The organism is Clostridium massiliamazoniense (genome assembly GCF_001403635.1).
Lineage (GTDB): Bacteria > Bacillota > Clostridia > Clostridiales > Clostridiaceae > Sarcina > Sarcina massiliamazoniense.
The window spans coordinates 586847-605948 of sequence record NZ_LN879466.1; the positions used below are offsets into that span (position 1 = coordinate 586847).

At 27.7% G+C, this 19102-nt stretch carries 16 protein-coding genes; all 16 read left to right on the top strand.

The features are described from left to right. Window positions 1-201 precede the first annotated feature (201 nt). The 16 genes from ARA19_RS03570 (at window position 202) to ARA19_RS03645 (ending at window position 18962) form a co-directional block, all read left to right on the top strand. Window positions 202-2073 carry a phosphotransferase gene (locus ARA19_RS03570; protein WP_055069568.1) on the top strand — a complete coding sequence of 624 codons (1872 nt, stop codon included), beginning with the start codon at window positions 202-204 and terminating at the stop codon, window positions 2071-2073. A 40-nt stretch (window positions 2074-2113) separates the two neighbouring features. Further along, on the top strand, window positions 2114-3076 hold the full coding sequence (locus ARA19_RS03575; RefSeq protein WP_055069569.1) for a DMT family transporter: 963 nt from the start codon (window positions 2114-2116) through the stop codon (window positions 3074-3076). A 21-nt stretch (window positions 3077-3097) separates the two neighbouring features. Further along, a complete protein-coding gene (locus tag ARA19_RS03580) occupies window positions 3098-3796 on the top strand; it encodes a sugar phosphate nucleotidyltransferase (protein WP_055069570.1) in 699 nt (232 codons plus the stop codon). 495 nt (window positions 3797-4291) lie between these two features. Next, complete coding sequence (gene yidA, locus ARA19_RS03585; protein WP_055069571.1) at window positions 4292-5098, top strand: sugar-phosphatase; 807 nt, start codon at window positions 4292-4294, stop codon at window positions 5096-5098. A 47-nt stretch (window positions 5099-5145) separates the two neighbouring features. Further along, window positions 5146-5805, top strand: a complete 660-nt coding sequence (locus ARA19_RS03590; protein ID WP_055069572.1) for a sugar transferase — start codon at window positions 5146-5148, stop codon at window positions 5803-5805. Then, window positions 5806-6714 carry a glycosyltransferase family 2 protein gene (locus ARA19_RS03595; RefSeq protein ID WP_055069573.1) on the top strand — a complete coding sequence of 303 codons (909 nt, stop codon included), beginning with the start codon at window positions 5806-5808 and terminating at the stop codon, window positions 6712-6714. 104 nt (window positions 6715-6818) lie between these two features. Next, on the top strand, window positions 6819-7715 hold the full coding sequence (rfbA, locus tag ARA19_RS03600) for a glucose-1-phosphate thymidylyltransferase RfbA (RefSeq protein WP_055069665.1): 897 nt from the start codon (window positions 6819-6821) through the stop codon (window positions 7713-7715). Window positions 7716-7730: 15 nt separating this feature from the next. After that, window positions 7731-8297 carry a dTDP-4-dehydrorhamnose 3,5-epimerase gene (rfbC, locus tag ARA19_RS03605; protein WP_055069574.1) on the top strand — a complete coding sequence of 189 codons (567 nt, stop codon included), beginning with the start codon at window positions 7731-7733 and terminating at the stop codon, window positions 8295-8297. Between the two features lie 82 nt (window positions 8298-8379). Then, a complete protein-coding gene (gene rfbD, locus ARA19_RS03610; protein WP_055069575.1) occupies window positions 8380-9249 on the top strand; it encodes a dTDP-4-dehydrorhamnose reductase in 870 nt (289 codons plus the stop codon). A gap of 84 nt (window positions 9250-9333) precedes the next feature. Further along, entirely contained in the window at window positions 9334-10386 is a 1053-nt protein-coding gene (gene rfbB, locus ARA19_RS03615; RefSeq protein WP_055069576.1) for a dTDP-glucose 4,6-dehydratase, read from the top strand. 11 nt (window positions 10387-10397) lie between these two features. Next, the gene (locus ARA19_RS03620) at window positions 10398-11837 is read left to right on the top strand and encodes an O-antigen ligase family protein (protein WP_055069577.1); all 1440 of its coding nucleotides are present in this window, start codon (window positions 10398-10400) and stop codon (window positions 11835-11837) included. Window positions 11838-11852: 15 nt separating this feature from the next. Next, a complete protein-coding gene (locus ARA19_RS03625; RefSeq protein ID WP_055069578.1) occupies window positions 11853-12704 on the top strand; it encodes a glycosyltransferase family A protein in 852 nt (283 codons plus the stop codon). A 14-nt stretch (window positions 12705-12718) separates the two neighbouring features. Continuing rightward, on the top strand, window positions 12719-13456 hold the full coding sequence (locus ARA19_RS03630; protein ID WP_055069579.1) for a LicD family protein: 738 nt from the start codon (window positions 12719-12721) through the stop codon (window positions 13454-13456). Window positions 13457-13660: 204 nt separating this feature from the next. Then, window positions 13661-15628: an N-acetylmuramoyl-L-alanine amidase gene (locus tag ARA19_RS03635; RefSeq protein ID WP_055069580.1), complete on the top strand. Its 1968-nt coding sequence runs from the start codon at window positions 13661-13663 to the stop codon at window positions 15626-15628. Window positions 15629-15679: 51 nt separating this feature from the next. Further along, window positions 15680-17068, top strand: a complete 1389-nt coding sequence (locus ARA19_RS03640; RefSeq protein WP_055069581.1) for a PspC-like choline-binding domain-containing protein — start codon at window positions 15680-15682, stop codon at window positions 17066-17068. A gap of 424 nt (window positions 17069-17492) precedes the next feature. Then, complete coding sequence (locus tag ARA19_RS03645) at window positions 17493-18962, top strand: oligosaccharide flippase family protein (RefSeq protein WP_055069582.1); 1470 nt, start codon at window positions 17493-17495, stop codon at window positions 18960-18962. The last annotated feature ends 140 nt before the right edge of the window (window positions 18963-19102 follow it).

Below are 19102 nucleotides of genomic sequence, written 5' to 3' on the forward strand. Positions count from 1 at the left end.
TCTCATTTTATTAGATAGTATTTTAATTCTGATAAAGTCTTTAATTTATTATAAGTTAAATTATGGAATTTGTGGTGAAGAAAAAATATAAATTCATAATTAATTCATTATTTTTCCATAGAAATATATTTAAATAGTGGTAAAATATAACTGTTCAGAAAATGAACAATAAAATTAAAAAGGTGTTTTAGGGAGAATGTTATGGATTATAAATTAAATTTATTTAAGTTAATAAATTCTAAAGATAATCTTAGTCAAAGAGAGATAGCTAACAATCTAAATGTTTCATTAGGTAAGGTAAATGCAACTATAAAACAATTAGAAGAAGAACAATATATAAAAATAGAAAAAATAAATAATAAACAATTTTATAAATTAACGGAAAAGAGTTTTAAAGAGCTAAAGGATAGTGTAAAAAATGCTAGAGAAATTCGTATTAATATTCATAGTGATGATAAATATGAAAATCCTAAAATAGCTGTAATTTTAGCTGCTGGTAAAAAAACTCAATTTGATAAACCTGTAAGTTTTTTAAGTTTAGAAGAAAATACTGTATTAGATAGAGCTATAGAAATATTAAAAAATAATGGTATTGAAAAAATAATAATTGTAGCTGGATATAAAAAGGAATTTTACGAAGAGTATGAAAAAAATCATCCAGAAATAAATTTAGTTTTTAATGAAGAGTATAAGTGGACTGGAAGTATGGCATCTTTAGCAAAGGCTAAAAAATTAATTGATGGAGATTTTATATTATTAGAAAATGATTTAGTTTTTGAAGAATATGCTATAAAGACAGTGGTGGAAAGTTCACATAGAGATTGTATTTTAATAACTAATGAAAGTGGTTCAGGGGATGAGGCATTTGTAGAAATAAGAAATAATTATTTATTTAAAATGTCAAAGGACATACATCAATTTAATAAAATAGATGGAGAAATGATAGGGATAAGTAAATTATCCTTTGAACTTTATAAGATGATGTTAGAGGAATTTCAACAAAATGTAAATCCATATATAAATTATGAATACACTATGCTTGATGTATCTAGAGAGTATAAGGTTGGTTATGAAAAGATTGTGGATTTAGTTTGGGGAGAAATAGATAATAAAAAACATTATGAAAAAATCAAAAAAGTGATTTTACCTAGAATAAAGAAGAAAGAGATAGATTATAAGTTAGATTATGTTAAAGAGGTAGTAAGTAAGTCAATTGATGTAGATATAAAAAATATAAAAGATATTAGACCTATAGGAGGAATGACTAATAAGAACTTTAAGGTAGTGGTAGATAATAATACTTATATTTCTAGAATTCCTGGAAATGGAACAGAAGGTATGATAAATAGGCATAATGAAATGGTGAATTCTGTACTAGCATCAGAAATAGGAATAGATGCTGAAATAGTTTTTTTTGATGAGTTAAGTGGAATAAAAATAGCAAAATATATAGAAGGTGCTGAAACAATAAATAGTGCAATGGCTAGAAGTAAAGATAATGCATTAAAAATAGCAAAATTACTTAAGGAGTTGCATCAATCAAATATAAATATGAAAAATGAATTTAATGTATTCAAAGAAATTTATCATTATGAAGAGCTGTTAGAAAAGGCTAATGGAGATTATTATGAAAATTATAATGAAGTAAAAAAGGATGTATTAGAAATAGAAAATATATTGAAGGATTGTGATGCTATTTTAGCACCATGTCATATTGATACAGTACCTGAAAATTTTATAAAAGATAAATGGGGAAAAATTTATCTTATAGACTGGGAATATTCAGGACTTAATGATCCTATGTGGGATATTGCAGCACATTTTATTGAATGTGAATTCACAGAGGATGAAGAAGAAATGTTTCTTAAAGCATATTTTAATAGCAAAGTTACAGAAAAGGATAAAATAAAAATATTATGCCACAAAATATGTCAGGATTTCCTATGGAGTTTGTGGACATGTGTAAAGGAAGCACAGGGAGATAATTTTGGGGACTACGGAAAAATGAGATATGAGAGAGCAATAAAAAATTTAACAAAGCTAAAGGAATGTAGGATTCTAGCTTATAACTAAAAATTTAATAAGTAAAAAATAAATAAGGGGGGTGAAATTTATGAAGTTTAAAGTGAACGGTTTTGGTCAAGGGATGTTTTCAGCTATTACTTGGGGCTTAGATACAGTATTAGGTGGAGTTTTATTAAGTTTAGTACCTTTTATAGGAACTAAGGAAGCTATTTTTTTAGCACCTTTTGTAAGTGTATTTTTACATGATTTATTTTCAAGTCTTTGGATTATGATTTATTTAACCTTTAAAGGGGAAATAGGAAGATTTTTTAAAAAGGCTATAAAAACTAAAAGTGCTAGATACGCTATGTTAGGTGGAGTTTTAGGTGGACCTGTTGGAATGACAGGATATTATTTAGCTGTTAAGTATATTGGAGCTGGACATGCTGCCACAATATCTTCATTATATCCAGCAATAGGAGCAGTTTTAGCATTTATATTTTTAAAAGAAAAAATAGGAAAAAGGGGTTGGATTGGATTAGCTTTAGCCATATTTGGTATAGGACTCTCAAGTTTTTCTGTTTCAGGAGAGGGTGTGAATTTTCTAGGGGTTGCCTTTGCTTTATTAACTGTAGTTGGATGGGGCTCAGAATGTGTAATATGTGCTTATGGTATGAAGGATGAAGAAATAACTCCAACAGAAGCTTTACAATTAAGGCAAATAAGTTCAGCCTTAGTATATTCAATATTTATTATTCCCATGATAAAGGGTTATGGATTAGTAAAATTAACTTTTACAACAAAAGAAGCTATTACTTTAATAATCTTAACAGCTCTAGCGGGAACAGTATCTTACTTATGTTATTATGGGGCAATTCATAAGCTAGGAGCAACAAAGGCTATGGGACTTAATATAACTTATGTAGTTTGGGCAATGGTATTAGACAAAATATTATTTGGAAGAGAGCTTTCACTTAAAATGCTATTATGTGGAGCTATAGTAATGATTGGTTCATTTATGGTGGCATATCAACCTGAGGATAACATTACAGAGGTTGAAATTGCTCATTAGATATAAGAAGGAGTGTTTTAGATGCGTGCAATTTTACTAGCTGCTGGAATGGGGACAAGATTAAGACCCTTAACGGAGCATACACCAAAATCTTTAATTGAGGTTAATGGGAAACCATTATTAGAAAGGCAAATTGAAGCCTTATTAGAAATAGGGATAAATGAAATAATAGTAGTAACAGGGTATTTAAAAGAGAAATTTGATTATTTAGTCGATAAATACAATGTAAAGTTAGTTCATAATGATAAATACAATTTATACAATAATATTTATACTATGTATTTAGTTAAAGATTATTTAAGAGATAGTTATGTAATAGATGCAGATGTATATATAAATAAAAATTTCTTAAAAAATGAAATGAAATATTCAACTTATTTTTCAGAATATAAAGTAGGTTTTAAGGATGAGTGGAAAATAATTTATGGTGAAGATAATGGTATAAAGGATATAGATGTAACATCAGGGGATGGTCATATACTTTGTGGAGTATCTTATTGGAATGAAGAAGATGGAGACTTTATAGTCAATAAATTAAGTGAAAAGATTAAAGATAGTAATTTTACAGACCTTTATTGGGATAATATAGTTAAAGAAAATATTAAAAACTTAAATGTAAAAATAGAAAAATTGGAACAAGATAGTATATTTGAAATAGATAATTTAGTAGAATTAGAGGATGTTAAAAAAAGGTTAGATTTAGTTAATTATCAGAAATAAAGAAAGTTAAATAAGTACATTGCTTTTGGTAATAGTTAAAAAGTTAAGATAGAAAGGTTATCTCATTAGTTAGAATAAAATTTAACTGTGAGATAACCTTTTATTTTATAAAGTAAAAAATGTAGAATAGAACTACAATATTTTCCAAAAAAATACAAAAATTATTAAGATTTATTTAAAAAAGCTATGTTTTATTTGAAATCTAATAACAAAGAATAAAATATAATTAAATAAAAATCAAATTATACGTAACTCCTATTGAAAGTATTTAGAAATATAAATATAATCAATTATAGATACAAATGCAATATTTTCAAAAAACTGAAAGAAACTCCTTCAATTATTATCGATTTATAAATTCATTATAATTAGGTTTTATTGATTTTAATATATTGCTTTAATGTATTATAATTTTACTGTTAAGCTTATTATTAAACTTAACAGTAAATAAATTAGTAATGAAAATATCACTTTGATTGAGGAGGAGATTATAAGATGTACAAGCTTATAGCTTTAGATATGGATGGAACTCTATTAAAAGAGGATAAAACCATATCTAATAGAACAAAAGAAACATTAGACAAGGCAAGAGAAAAAGGTGTTAAGGTAGTTCTTGCATCTGGGAGACCTATAGAGGGGTTAGCTAAATATTTAGAAGAATTGGATTTAGTAAGTGAAGATGATTACGTATTAAGCTATAATGGAGCTTTAGTTCAAAATGTAGGGAACAAAGAAATTGTTGCAACTAATGGATTAACGGGAAAAGATTTAGAATTACTTTATAATATAAGTAAGGAAGTTGGAGTTAATATTCATGCTTTCTCAAAGTCAGAAGGGCTTATAACTCCAAAGAATAATAAATACACAGAGCTAGAGGCAACTATAAATGGAATAAAGATAAAAGAAAAGGATTTCGACTTAGTGGGGGCTGATGAAGAAATCGTAAAAATAATGATGATAGATGAACCTGAAGTTCTAGAAGGAGCTATAGAAAAGCTTCCAAAGGACCTATATGAAAAATATACTGTTGTGAGAAGTGCACCGTACTTCTTAGAGTTCTTAAATGTTGATGGTAACAAAGGTGAGGGACTTAAAGCTTTATCAGAACATTTAGGAATAAGTGAAAAAGAGGTTATAGCTATGGGGGATGCTGGTAATGATAGACATATGATAGAATATGCAGGACTTGGAGTGGCAATGGGTAATGCCTTTCCAGAAATAAAGGAAATAGCAAATTATGTAACTATGACAAATGAAGAAGATGGGGTTGCTCATGTTATAGAAAAATTTGTGTTAAGTTAATTGAAAAATAAAATTAGTGTTTAGCTACTTATTTTAGGGGGAAGAAAATGCAAATATTAGAGAATGAAAAAAATAGGAATTTGCAAAAGGCGAGAGGAAGCAGTTTATATCTATTTATGAAGAGGTTATTTGATATAATCTGTGCTACCATAGGGTTAATAGTTTTTTCACCATTCTATATAATAATAACTATTTGGGTGAAATTAGATTCTAAAGGACCAGCTTTTTTTGGACATAAAAGAATAGGACAAGATAGAAAAGAAATTAGTGTTTATAAATTTAGGTCTATGGTTATAAATGCACAAGAAGTATTAGAAAATTTCACACCTGAACAAAAAGCAGAATTCGAAAAGAATTTTAAATTAGAAAATGACCCTAGAATCACAAAAGCTGGGGATTTCTTACGAAAGACAAGTCTAGATGAATTACCACAATTAATTAATATAATAAAAGGCGATATGAGTATTGTTGGTCCAAGACCAATAGTACAAAAGGAAATAGATAAATATGGAGAATATGCAGATAAACTTTTTTCAGTAAAACCAGGTTTAACAGGATACTGGCAAGCTAATGGAAGAAGTGACACAACTTATGAAGAAAGAGTACAAATGGATATGTACTATATAGATAATAGATCATTTTGGTTAGATATTAAAATAATATTTCAAACAGCAATATCAGTTATAAAAAAAGAAGGGGCTATGTAAATGAAAATATCTATAATATGTCCTTTGTATAATGCAAAGAGCTATTTACAGCCGTTGCATGAAAAACTCTTATCACAAGAAAAGATTAAGGATTATGAAGTTGAAATAAGGTATGTGCTTACAGAATGTAAGGATAATACAGAAGGTATATTAAAGGACTTAAAAGCTAATTACAAAAAAATAAAAAAAGAAGAATTTTCTCATAGTAAAACTAGAGAAGAAATGGCTTTTGCTAGTGATGGAGATATTATAGTATTTATATCTCAAGATGTAAAAATGAAAAATAATCAATGGTTAAAAAATTTAGTATTACCAATAATTAATGGGGAAGCAGAAGCATCATTTAGCAGACAGCTTCCGGAAAACAATACTATTGAGAAGTATGTTAGAGAAAAGAATTATCCAAAGGAAAGTAGAATTGTTTCAAAGGCTGATATAGATAGATTAGGAGTATTAACATTTTTCTATTCAGATGCATCTTCAGCTATAAAAGCTAGTGTTTATAAAAAATTAAATGGCTATGATGGAAAAAGGTTAATAATAAATGAAGATATGTATCTAGCAGAAAAATTAATAAATGCAGGATATAAAATAAAGTATTGTAGTGATTCAGAAATATATCACTCACATGTATTTACTTTAAAGGAATTATATAAAAGATATTTTGATACTGGAGTGTTTTTTAAACAAAATTCTCAGTTTTTAAATTATAAAAGTAATGAAAGTGGAGTGGCTTTAGCTAAATATGTTTTTAAAGCTGCTCTAAAAGAAAAGAATATAGGGGTATTAGTAAATATATTACCAAACTTTGGAGCAAGGTTTATAGGCAATGAATTAGGGAAGAGATATGATAAATTATCAAAGTCTTTTGTAAATAAATCTTCTCTTAGTGGAAAGGTTTATGAATAAGAATTATAGAAAAATGTTACTTAAGTTTTTAGAAAAGCTTTGTTAGTAGTTATTTAGGCAAAGAGGAGCTTAAAGAAAATAATACATAGGGGAGAATGGTGGCTATGAAAGGAATTATTTTAGCAGGGGGATCAGGAACAAGATTATATCCAGTAACAAAGGCAATGTCAAAGCAAATGACAGCTATTTATGATAAGCCAATGATTTACTATCCAATGTCAGTATTGATGTTAGCAGGGATAAAGGACATACTTATTATTTCAACAGAAAGGGATTTACCTGGTTTTAAAGAATTATTTGGGACAGGAAAAGAGCTTGGATTAAATATAAGTTATGAAGTACAATTAGCACCAAATGGGTTAGCTGAAGCTTTTATCATAGGAGAAGAATTTATTGGTGATGATAATGTAGCTATGATATTAGGGGACAATATATTTTATGGTCAAAATTTTAGTTCACATTTAAAGGAAGCTGCTAAGTTAGAAAAGGGTGCTATGGTATTTGGATATTATGTACAAGATCCTACATCTTTTGGTGTAGTTGAATTTGATAGCGAAGGTAAAGTAATTTCTCTAGAGGAAAAACCAGCAAAGCCTAAATCAAAGTATGCAGTACCAGGTTTATATTTCTATGATAATTCAGTGGTAAAAAAGGCAAAGAGTCTTAAACCATCATCTAGAGGGGAACTTGAAATAACAGATTTAAATAGAGTGTACATGGAAGAGGGGACTTTAAGGGTTGATTTATTTGGAAGAGGTATGGCATGGCTTGATACAGGAACACATTCATCAATGTTACAAGCATCAAACTTCGTAGAAGCTGTTCAAAATACTCAAGGAACATATATAGCATGTTTAGAAGAAATAGCATATAGACAAGGGTGGATAAGCGCAGATGAAGTTTTAGAGCTTGCAAAGCCATTAATGAAAACGGGCTATGGAAAATACTTAGTAGATATTGTGGAAGAAGTAGATGTAGAAGCAAAAACAATAGTTAAGTAGCAAAAGAGGTGTAGTATGGGGAATTTTAATTTTATAGAAACTAAGATAAAGGATTTATATATTATAGAACCAAAGGTTTTTGGGGACCATAGAGGTTATTTTATGGAAAGTTATAATGCTGAGCATTTTAGGGAAGCTGGGCTTACCATGACTTTTGTTCAAGATAATGAATCTAAATCATCTAAGGGTGTTTTAAGAGGGTTACATTTTCAAACTAGGTATACTCAAGGAAAACTTGTAAGGGTAACTAAAGGTGAGGTTTTTGATGTTGCAGTAGATTTAAGAAAAGGATCTCCAACCTATGGGCAATGGGAAGGTGTTATATTAAATGAAGAAAATAAAAGACAATTTTATGTTCCAGAAGGATTTGCTCATGGATTTTTAGTTTTATCAGATGAAGCTGTATTTAATTATAAATGCACAGATTTTTATCATCCAGAATATGATAGTGGTTTATTTTGGAATGATGAAGATGTAAATATACAATGGCCATTAGATAGAGTGGAAAATTTATTATTATCAGAAAAAGATAAAAATCAAAAAAGATTAAAAGAATTAGATTTACCTTTCTTATATGAATAATATCCATGATATATATTTGGGCATATCAGTTCTATGATATAGCCCTTTTTAAAAATGTAATAAAGATAAAGGAGAATTTTCTATGAAAATATTAATTACAGGGGTTAAAGGGCAACTTGGTAATGAACTTGTAGATATAATTAATTCTGGAAGTGCTGAAATAGGAAGTATTTCGGAGAAAGTAAAAAATTCAGAGTTAATAGGATTAGATATTGATGAGTTAGATATAACAAAATTAGATGACGTTAGAAATATTATAGGAAATCATAACCCTGATGTAGTAATAAATTGTGCAGCTGCAACTAATGTTGATGGATGCGAAAGTAATGAGGATTTAGCTTTTAAAATAAATGCTTTAGGTCCTAGAAATCTAGCAATGGTATCTGAGGAGGTAGGAGCAAAATTTGTTCAGGTATCTACAGATTATGTATTTTCAGGAGAAGGAAATACTCCCTTAAAAGAATATGAATTAACAGCTCCAACAAGTGTTTATGGTAAAACAAAGCTTTTAGGAGAGAAGTATGTAAGAGAATTTTCATCAAAGTATTTTATAGTAAGAACGGCTTGGCTTTATGGATATAAGGGAAAAAATTTCGTTTATACAATGATGAGACTTGGAAAAGAAAAAGAATCAATAAATGTAGTGAATGACCAAAGGGGTAATCCAACCAATGCTAATGATTTAGCTTATCACATAATTAAGTTAATAGAAACTGAGGAGTATGGAATATATCATTGTACAGGACAAGGGGAATGTACATGGTATGAATTTGCAAAGGAAATAATGAACCTGGGAGGCTTAAATTGCAAAGTTAATCCATGTACTTCTGAAGAATATAAAACTCCAGCAAAAAGACCTGCATATTCATCTTTAGATAATATGATGTTAAGAAATACTGTTGGTGATGAAATGAGACATTGGAGAGAGGCTTTAAAAAGTTTTGTGAAATAAAATACTAGTTGTCAGTTAAAAAGTTATAGGAATATTTATGAGTGTTTGGTTAATTAAAGGAGATAGATTTAGGAGGAGTAAGAGATGAAAACTTATTTAGTTACTGGAGGAGCAGGATTTATAGGCTCAAATTTTGTTTTGTATATGTTAAAAAAGTATGATGATATAAAAATAATAAATTTAGATAAATTAACTTATGCAGGAAATTTAGAAAACTTAAAATCTGTAGAAAATGATGAAAGACATATATTTATTCAAGGTGATATTTGTGACAAGGAACTTGTTTCGAAGTTATTTAAAGACTATGATATAAATTATGTTGCTCATTTTGCTGCTGAATCACATGTAGACAGAAGTATAAAAGAGCCAGAGGTTTTTGTTAAAACTAATGTTTTAGGAACTGTTAATTTATTGAACTGTGCTAAGGAAGCTTGGGAAATAGATGGACAATGGAAAGAGGGAGTAAAATTCCTTCATGTATCTACTGATGAGGTTTATGGTTCTTTAGGAGAAACAGGATATTTTATGGAAACAACACCACTTGATCCTCATAGTCCATATTCATCAAGTAAGGCTAGTTCAGATTTAATGGTTAAAGCATACCATGATACATATAAAATGCCAATGAATATAACAAGATGTTCAAATAATTATGGACCATTTCAATTCCCAGAAAAATTAATACCACTTTTAATAAATAATTGTTTAAACCATAAAGATTTACCTGTTTATGGTGATGGAATGAATATAAGAGATTGGCTATTTGTTGAAGACCATGCAAAGGCTATAGATATGGTAATTAATAATGGAAGAATTGGAGAAGTTTATAATGTTGGTGGACATAATGAAAGAACTAATATTCAAATAGTTAAAACAGTTATAAACTACTTAAATGAAAATATAGATGAAGAAATAACAGAAGAACTAATTAAATATGTAGAAGATAGAAAAGGACATGATAGAAGATATGGAATAGATCCTAGCAAAATAAAAGATGAATTAGGGTGGTATCCAGAAACAACCTTTGAAGTTGGAATAAAGAAAACAATACAGTGGTATTTGGATAATAAGGAATGGATGGAAAGAGTAACATCAGGAGAGTATCAAAGATATTATGACAATATGTATAAACAATAGAGGGGACTTCAATGAAATTAGTAGATGATTTTAAAATAAGTAATAATAAGTTAGTAAATATCCTAACATATTTACTAATTGCTTCAGTAATATTAATTCCATTTGATAATTTACCTTATTTAGGTAGGATACTTGGAGAATTGAGCTATAAGGGTGCTGTATATCCATTTATATTTATAATTATAATTCTATTTGCAATAACCATTAAGAGTAAAAAAATATATTTTAAAAAATCAAAAGAAATATATTTTCTACTTGTTTATATAGGTTGGATTATAATCAGTTTAATATTTAATATTTCTTCTATATTAAATAATACTTTAAAAGAAAGATCGGGTATATCAAAATTAATTCTTCAATTAATGGTTTTAGGGTTTATGTTATTAATATTTTACTCTACAGATATTATTATAAAATTAAAGACAATTACATTATTTGATTTAAGAAAGTATATTTTATTGTCTTTAATTCCAGTGCTTATTTATGGAACTATAGAACTATTAAATTTATCTGGAATTATAAATTTTTCAAAATTCATAGAAAAAGTTTCCTATCTTATACAGAGTTATCATAGAGGGACTGTTTATACAAAGGGAATAAGAACAGTAACTGGTGAAGTTTCATATTTTGCAATGTATGTATCATTTATATTGCCATGGATCGCAAGTTATATATTCACAGAAAAAAAGAAAAAAAATAAAATATTTTATTCAGCACTAACAGGTTACATTATTCTCTTATTAGTGTTTTCAAAGTCAAGAACAGCCTATGGAATAATGTTTATACAATTAGCTTTATTTAGTATATTTATGTTAGTTTCTAGGATCAATTTAATGAATAAGTTAATCATAATAAGAGCTATTGGAATTTCTATAGTTATGTTTTTAATATTAAATGTAACTTTATTACCTAAAATAGGTGGTGATTCTAATAGTATGACTAAATTAAGTGTAAAAAGTTTAGTAAGTTCTTTAACAGATCCTAACAATATGTCTAATGTAGCTAGATTGGGATTACAAGAATCAGCTATGAAAATAGGAAAAAGTAATCCTATTGTAGGTGTTGGAATAGGACAATATGGTTTTTATGCTCCAAAGTATCTTAGTGAAAAAGCACTAACATCACATGAGGTACAATATTGGATTGATCCTAAAATAAAAGATTCATGGCCACCTGCATTTTCGTTATATCCAAGGATATTAGCAGAACAAGGATTTATGGGAATAATGCTTTGGGTTGTATTCCTAGGATATACCCTAATTAAGGCTATAAGAGTTTTAAGAAGAAAATATAATGATGTCATTGGCATTGCATTAATAGTTAGTTTTATAGGTATACTTATATCTTGGTTTAATGCAGATAGTTTTGGACAAGTTCAATTTTGGATTTTGCTTCCTTTTATAATTAATTATAATAATGAATTAATAGGAAAGAGCTACAATTACGAATAGAGGGTAGGGGGTTATATGAAAAAGAAATTTTCACTAATAGTTGCTACCTATGGCAGGAAAAAAGAAGTAGAGTATTTCTTAAAATCAATTGAAAAATCTAAGTATGACTTAAAAAAGGTTGAAGTTATAATAGTAGATCAAAATGAGGAAATAGATTTAAAACCAATAGTAGAAAAGTTTTCTAAAAAAATATCTATAAAATATATTAAGTCAGAGAAAAAAGGTTTGTCTCTAAGTAGAAATATAGGTCTTAAAGTAGCCGTTGGAGATATTATAGCTTTTCCTGATGATGATTGTGAGTATCTAGAAGATACATTACATATTGTTAATGAAATTTTTAACTTTGATGAAGAGGTTAAGCTATTAATGGGACGAATAGTAGAAAGGGATGGAAGAGATTCACTAAGAAGTTGGTCAAAAGAGAAATCTGATGTGAATAAGAATAACTTTTATAAAAAATGTTCATCTATAACTATGTTCTTTCATAAGAATTCAGATGAATTAAAATTTAATGAAAAACTAGGTGCAGGTCAATATTTTGGTGCTTGTGAAGATAGTGATATTATTTATAAAACATTAAAAAATAAAGAAAAGGCAATATATAGACCAGATATTAGAATATATCATCCACACTATAATCCTAAAACAAATATGGATATTAATAAAATAGGTAGTTATGCTTTAGGTTTTGGTGGGTTTATAAAATCAAATTTAGATATTTATTTATTACTATTGTTTATAAAAGCAGAAGTATTCCATCTATTAAAGACACTATTTTATTTTGTAACTTTCAAATTTGAGGATTCTAAAAAAAGTAAAGAAGCATTTACTAAAAGAATAAGTGGATTTATTCAATATAAAAATTAGTGGGGGGTGTTAAAATGAATATCAAAAGGAAATTTAAGAATTCTATAAGAAATATAATGTTAAATGATTTATTCAAAGATACCGCCTTTGTTAGAAGTCTTATGAGAAAAAGACAAAATAGGATAGAAGATAACAGAAGAATAATATTTCAAAAATATTCTTTAGAAGCTATGGAAGAAATAAATAAAATATTGTCTAAGGGAAATATAGAATTTTGGTTGGATTATGGAACGTTGCTTGGAGCTATAAGAGATAATGATTTTATAGCTCATGATTTAGATTTAGATTTTGGAATGTTTTATAATGAAGATGAAGTTAAAAAAATAGAACACATATTTGAAGAAAGTAATATCAAAAAACATAGAGAATTTTTGTTAGAAGGAAAAATAGTAGAACAAACTTACAGTTATAAGGGATTATGTTTTGATATATTTTATTACTTTACAGATGAGAAGGAAATGTGGACATATGGGTTTACTTATAGAAAAAATAAATTAAAAAAAGTATCTCAAGGAAATAAAGATATATCAGAAGGTTTTGATGGAATGAGATACTTTACTAGAAAAAGAGGATTAGAAACATATAAATTTAAGGGGATGAACTGTTTAGTTCCTGAAAATCCACATGAGTATTTACGATGTAATTATGGAGAAAATTATATGACTCCAATAAAAGAATGGGATTATGTAGAAGCTCCAAGTAATAAGGAACAATTAAATAATAATGACATAAAAATGATTGAATATTTTTAAAAATATTTACAATGACTCTAAAATTAAGTTAATTAAAAGTTAACTTTAAATTTTAGAGTTTTTTATTTGCTTAATTAACTAAAGTCAAGAATAGAGAAGACGATAATTATTAACGTGGAAAAGTAATAAGAAGAGTGTGAATTGATATAAAAAAATATTTTTTATAGATTTTAATAAGGCGAAGGCTTAGGGGGAAAATATAAAATGAGAAAAAAAATGTTAGTGTTATTGATAGTAGGAGCAGTAGTTATTAATAGCTGTTCAGGCATTTCAGTTTTTGCTACAGAAATAAAAGAAGAAAATCAACAAAGTATAGAGTTAATAGAAGAAAAAGAAGGTACTTCTTTTAAAGAAGAAGTAGAAGAAAAAAAAGAGAAAAAAGTAGAGGAAGAAAAAGTAGATGAGAATAAATTAAAATTAAATACTTATGATTCTGATGAAGTAAAAACAAAGTTAGAAGGCAATTATAGAAGTTTTAAAACTCAAAATTATAATATAATGTCACAATCATTGGTGACCGTAGAAGATGCTAAAACTTGGGCAAGAAAAAGAAATGCAACAGAAGAGTTTATAGGATTAGCTGATTTATATTGGAAATATTATAAAAGTCATGGAAATGTTAATCCAGCTATAGCTTTTGCACAAGCAGCTAAAGAAACTGGTTATGGAAATTTTGGAGGAGTACTTGATGCGACTTATAAAAATCCTTGTGGTTTGAAAAAAACATCAGGGGGAAGTGACACAGATCCAGAGGCACATCAAAGATTTGAAAGTTGGGATCAAGGTGTACAAGCACATTTAGATCACTTAGCTTTATATGCTGGAGCAGAAGGTTATCCTAGAGCAGTTACTCATGATCCAAGACATTTCCCATCTATTGCAGGAGTAGCTCCTACAGTAGAAGATTTAAATGGAAGATGGGCACCAAGCCAAACTTATGGAACAGCAATAGTTGGAATGTACAATATTATGATAAGTGAAGCATACAGTGATATTAATAAATTTCAATGGAAAAAAATTGATGGAACATGGTATTACATGAATGGTAAGGGTGAGAAGAAAAAAGATTGGTTAAACTTAGATAATGAATGGTATTATCTTGATGATTCAGGAAGAATGCTTACAGGATGGCAAAGTATAAAGGGAAGCTGGTACTTCTTGAAATCCAATGGTGTTATGGCAAAGGGAATAATAAATGATGGCTATGATGATTACTTCCTTGATATTGACAAAGGAAATATGAAAACAGGATGGCAGTTATTAAATGGGAAATATTACAGCATGCAAAATAACGGAGTTATGAGAAAAGGTTGGTATCATGATGGATATGATTGGTACTTCTTAGATAGAACAACAGGAGTTATGAAAACTGGTTGGGCAGAAATAGATGGATCAATTTATTATTTTAAAGAAAATGGTGTAATGTTAACAGATTGGCAAGTTATAGATGGAAATTGGCATTATTTCTACTCATCAGGAGCTATGGCTAAAAATACTTATATAGGAAGTTATTATGTAAATGGAGATGGAATATGGAGAACAAAAAAGCTTATAGTAGTAGATCCAGGTCATAGTGCAACAGGAGATTTAGGTTCAACTTCAACAATTAAAGGGAAAAAATATATTGAGGGTGAACTAAATATGCAAGTCTCATTAAAGGTAAAAGAAGAATTAGAAAGTAGAGGATACGAAGTTAGATTAACAAGAACAGAATCAAATAAAAACAATATAAGCTTGTCAGAAAGAACGCAATTTGCAAATAATTTAAAGGCAGATGGATTTGTTAGTATACACCATGATTCAGCAGGTTCAACGGCAAAAGGGGTAACGAGTTTTTATAGTTCATATAAGCCATTGTTAAAGGATGAATATATTTTAGCACCAGGTTGGGGAGGAGAAATAAAAAAGGATATAAATCCAACGGAGGAAGCTAAGCTAGGAAAGAAAAAATCAGACCTATCAGTAGTAAATATAGCGAAAGATGGTGGATTTAATAATAGAAATTCACATGATAGAAATCTTTATGTTACTAAAAATACAACAATGCCAGCAGTATTAATAGAGTGTGGATTTTTAACTAATGAGGAAGAAGCAGTGAGGATATCAAATCCTTCAGTTCAAAGACAAACAGCTAAATCTATAGCTGATTCAGTGGAAAAAGTTATAAAGTAAATGTTTTAGTAACTTAACATAATAATTAAAGGAAAAGATGAGGGGATATTTGTGAAGGGAAAAGAAATAAAGTTAATTTTATCAGCATTATTAGTAGTAGGAATAATGGGACATAGTGAAACAGTTAAAGGATTAGAGAGAGTAGAAGTACAAGATAAAAATAATGTTATTCAGTTAGATGTAGAAAATGAGAATAGTGAATATATTTCAGAAGTAATAGAAGAATCAATAAAAGATGAAGATGTTGTAAAAAAAGAATTTAATGATATACAAAAGGAAGAAAAGAGTAAAGAGACAGAACTAAAGAGTGGTTGGAAATTAGAAAATGGAAAGTATTATTTTTATAATAAGGATGGGAGTAAGAAGACAGGTTTTTATACAGATCCTTCAGGTGATACTTACTATTTAGATGAGAATACAGGAGCAATGAAAACTGGTTGGGTTAAAATAAAAGGACTTTTTTATTCTTTCAAAAATAATGGGGTTATGCGTAAAGGTTGGTATAATGATGGCTATGACTGGTACATGCTAGATAAAGCAACTGGAATCATGAAAACTGGATGGTATAAGGATGGACATAATTGGTATATGTTAGATAAATCAACTGGAGTGATGAAGACTGGTTGGTACAATGATGGTTATGATTGGTATATGTTAAATAATAATGGCACTATGAAAACTGGATTTTATAATGATAAGTATGGAGACACTTATTACTTAAATCCTACAACTGGAGTAATGGAAAAAGGATGGGCATTAGATCAAAATAATAATTATCATTATTATAAGGATAATGGAGTAATGGTAAAAGGTTGGTTTACAGAAGATGGTGTTAAGTATTACTTGAAAGAAAATAATAATGGAATAATGGCTACTGGCATAGTTGAAATAGATTGTAAAAATTATAGATTTCAAGATAATGGTGCTTTAATAGTTGATAGGTGGTATGAAGGTGGAACTACTTATTCAGATTTAAATGGAGAGTTTAAAGTTATAGATCCAAGTGATGCAGGATCAGGTATACAATATAATATGGTTTGGTATATGGGAAGTTTAGCTAATAGAGAATCTGTTCATAATAAAGCTATAGCTCTTCATAATGGAATGTTAGAGAATAATTGTGTTTACTTTACAGCCGAATTATTGAGAAGGGTAGGTATATCTATTCCAAATTATATAGCAAATACAGTTCAATTAGAGAAACAATTGTTGAATAGAGGGTGGAAGAAACATACTAATTTAAATAATTTAAAACCTGGAGATATAGTTTTTGCAGGATATACTCATTCTTTTACATTCATGGGATGGGCTGGAGATGGTTATGCTTATGTAGTAGATAATCAAAAATCAACATTTGGTTCAGTTCTTCATAAAAGAAAAATCTTTGAAAAAGATTCTAAGTACGATACTAATAAATCTACTCACTTCTTTAGGCTATAGATAAAGAAATAAATTTAAAAAAGGGATATGTACCAATTTGGTATATATCCTCTTATTATATAAATTTATTAGATGATTAGTTATAATATTATTCAATTCTTTATGAGTTAAAGACAAACAAATATACATTCTTAGATAAGGAAAGATTAAATTTATGTATAGTAAAGCTCTACCTAAATTAAGTTTTTATTTAGATTTAACAAAGTTTTTAAAGATTAGTTAGATAGACTGTATTTTTTTTATGATATAGTAGAATATGGTTTAAATAATTAAAAATTGAAGGGAGTTAAGGAGACTAATATTATAATTCTGTCTGAATTAAGTTTTGGTTTATGTTATTTATTAAAAATAAGAGAAAGTGTATTTTAAATGATAGAGGTACAATAAATACTTGATAAGTTTAGTTATCACAATAGGGGGAAAAATGAAAAAATCAATATTTAGAAATGCAATTTTTAAGTTCATATTAAATTTATTTAATCTAGTAGTGCCTATATTAATAGGTCCGTACATACTTAGGGTTGTAGGTGTTGAGATAAATGGAACAATAAAATATTCTCAAACTATATTTGCATATTTTTTTATATTTGCTGGTTTTGGCGTTTATCAATATGGTCTTAGAGAAATAAGTAAAGTTAGAGATGATGAGAAGAAGTTGTCATCAGTTTTTACAAGTTTATTCGTATTTACTATAGCAACTAATGTTATAACAACTGGAATATATTTAATATATATAATGGCTAATTTTATGAATGATAGTAAGTTGTATGGTGCACTTGTTATTCTTACATTTAATTTACTATCTAATATATTTTATACAGAATGGGTTAATGAGGCTATGGAGAATTATGGTTTTATAACTATAAAAACTATAGTCATAAAAATTGCTTATATAATAGGTCTATTAACCTTGGTTAAATCAAGTGATAACTTAAAAGAATATATGATTCTTTTAGTACTTTCTACATTTTTAAATAATATAGTTAGCTTTATATATGTAAAGAAAAAGGTAAAGTTTGATTTTAGTTCAATAAATATAGTGAGACATATAAAGCCTATGTTTCTAGTTGTAATATTATCCAATGCTAATATATTATATACTCAATTAGATAGAACTATGATAGGTAGTGCTATAGATATAAGTAATGTTAGTTATTATGCAACAGCTCAAGATATTAGCAATATGATAAATTCATTATTGCTAACTTTAATATATGTAACAATTCCAAGGCTTACAAACTATTCAGCGAGTAGTGAAAAGAAAGATGAGTATTTAAAACTTTTAAATAAAATAAGTAAGATGTATCTTATGGTACTATTCCCAGCAGCTATAGGAATGTTCATGTTATCAGGAGAAATAATATTGCTTTATGGAGGAGCAGAATATATAGCAGCAGCACCAATATTACAGGTATTTTCAATTTATATAATAACTTTAGGTTATGAGTCAATATTAAGTAATCAAGTTATGTATGTACAGGGAAAAGAAAGAATACAAGTTGGTGTAGTATTTATAGGTGGAGCAATAAATTTAATATTAAACATACTGTTAATTTTAACAGGGAACTTTACAGAGACAACATCAATAGTTACAACAATGATAGCTAATATATTAGTAATAACAATAGAGTACATATACATAAGAAAAAAATTGCAAATACCAATAAAAATATTCAGTATGGATAAAACAAAATATTTAATATATTCATTAACATTTATACCTACTATAATGTTATTAAAGACATTAAACTTAGGAACAATTTTATTATGTTTAGCATCTATGATAAGTTGTGCCTTATTGTATTTAATAATATTGATAGTTACAAAGGATGAATTTTATTTAGATTTTTTAAAGAAAGTAAATGGAATAATAAAAAAGAAAATAACAAATTAGCTTTAGAGGATGTATCAAAATAGTTAGGTACATCCTTTATTTTTAGTTTTAGACATATAGTTGAATTTATTTTGAATAGAAAAATAACTAATCCAGTAATTTTTAATTATTTTGATAGGTTTAACATATTCTACGAAACC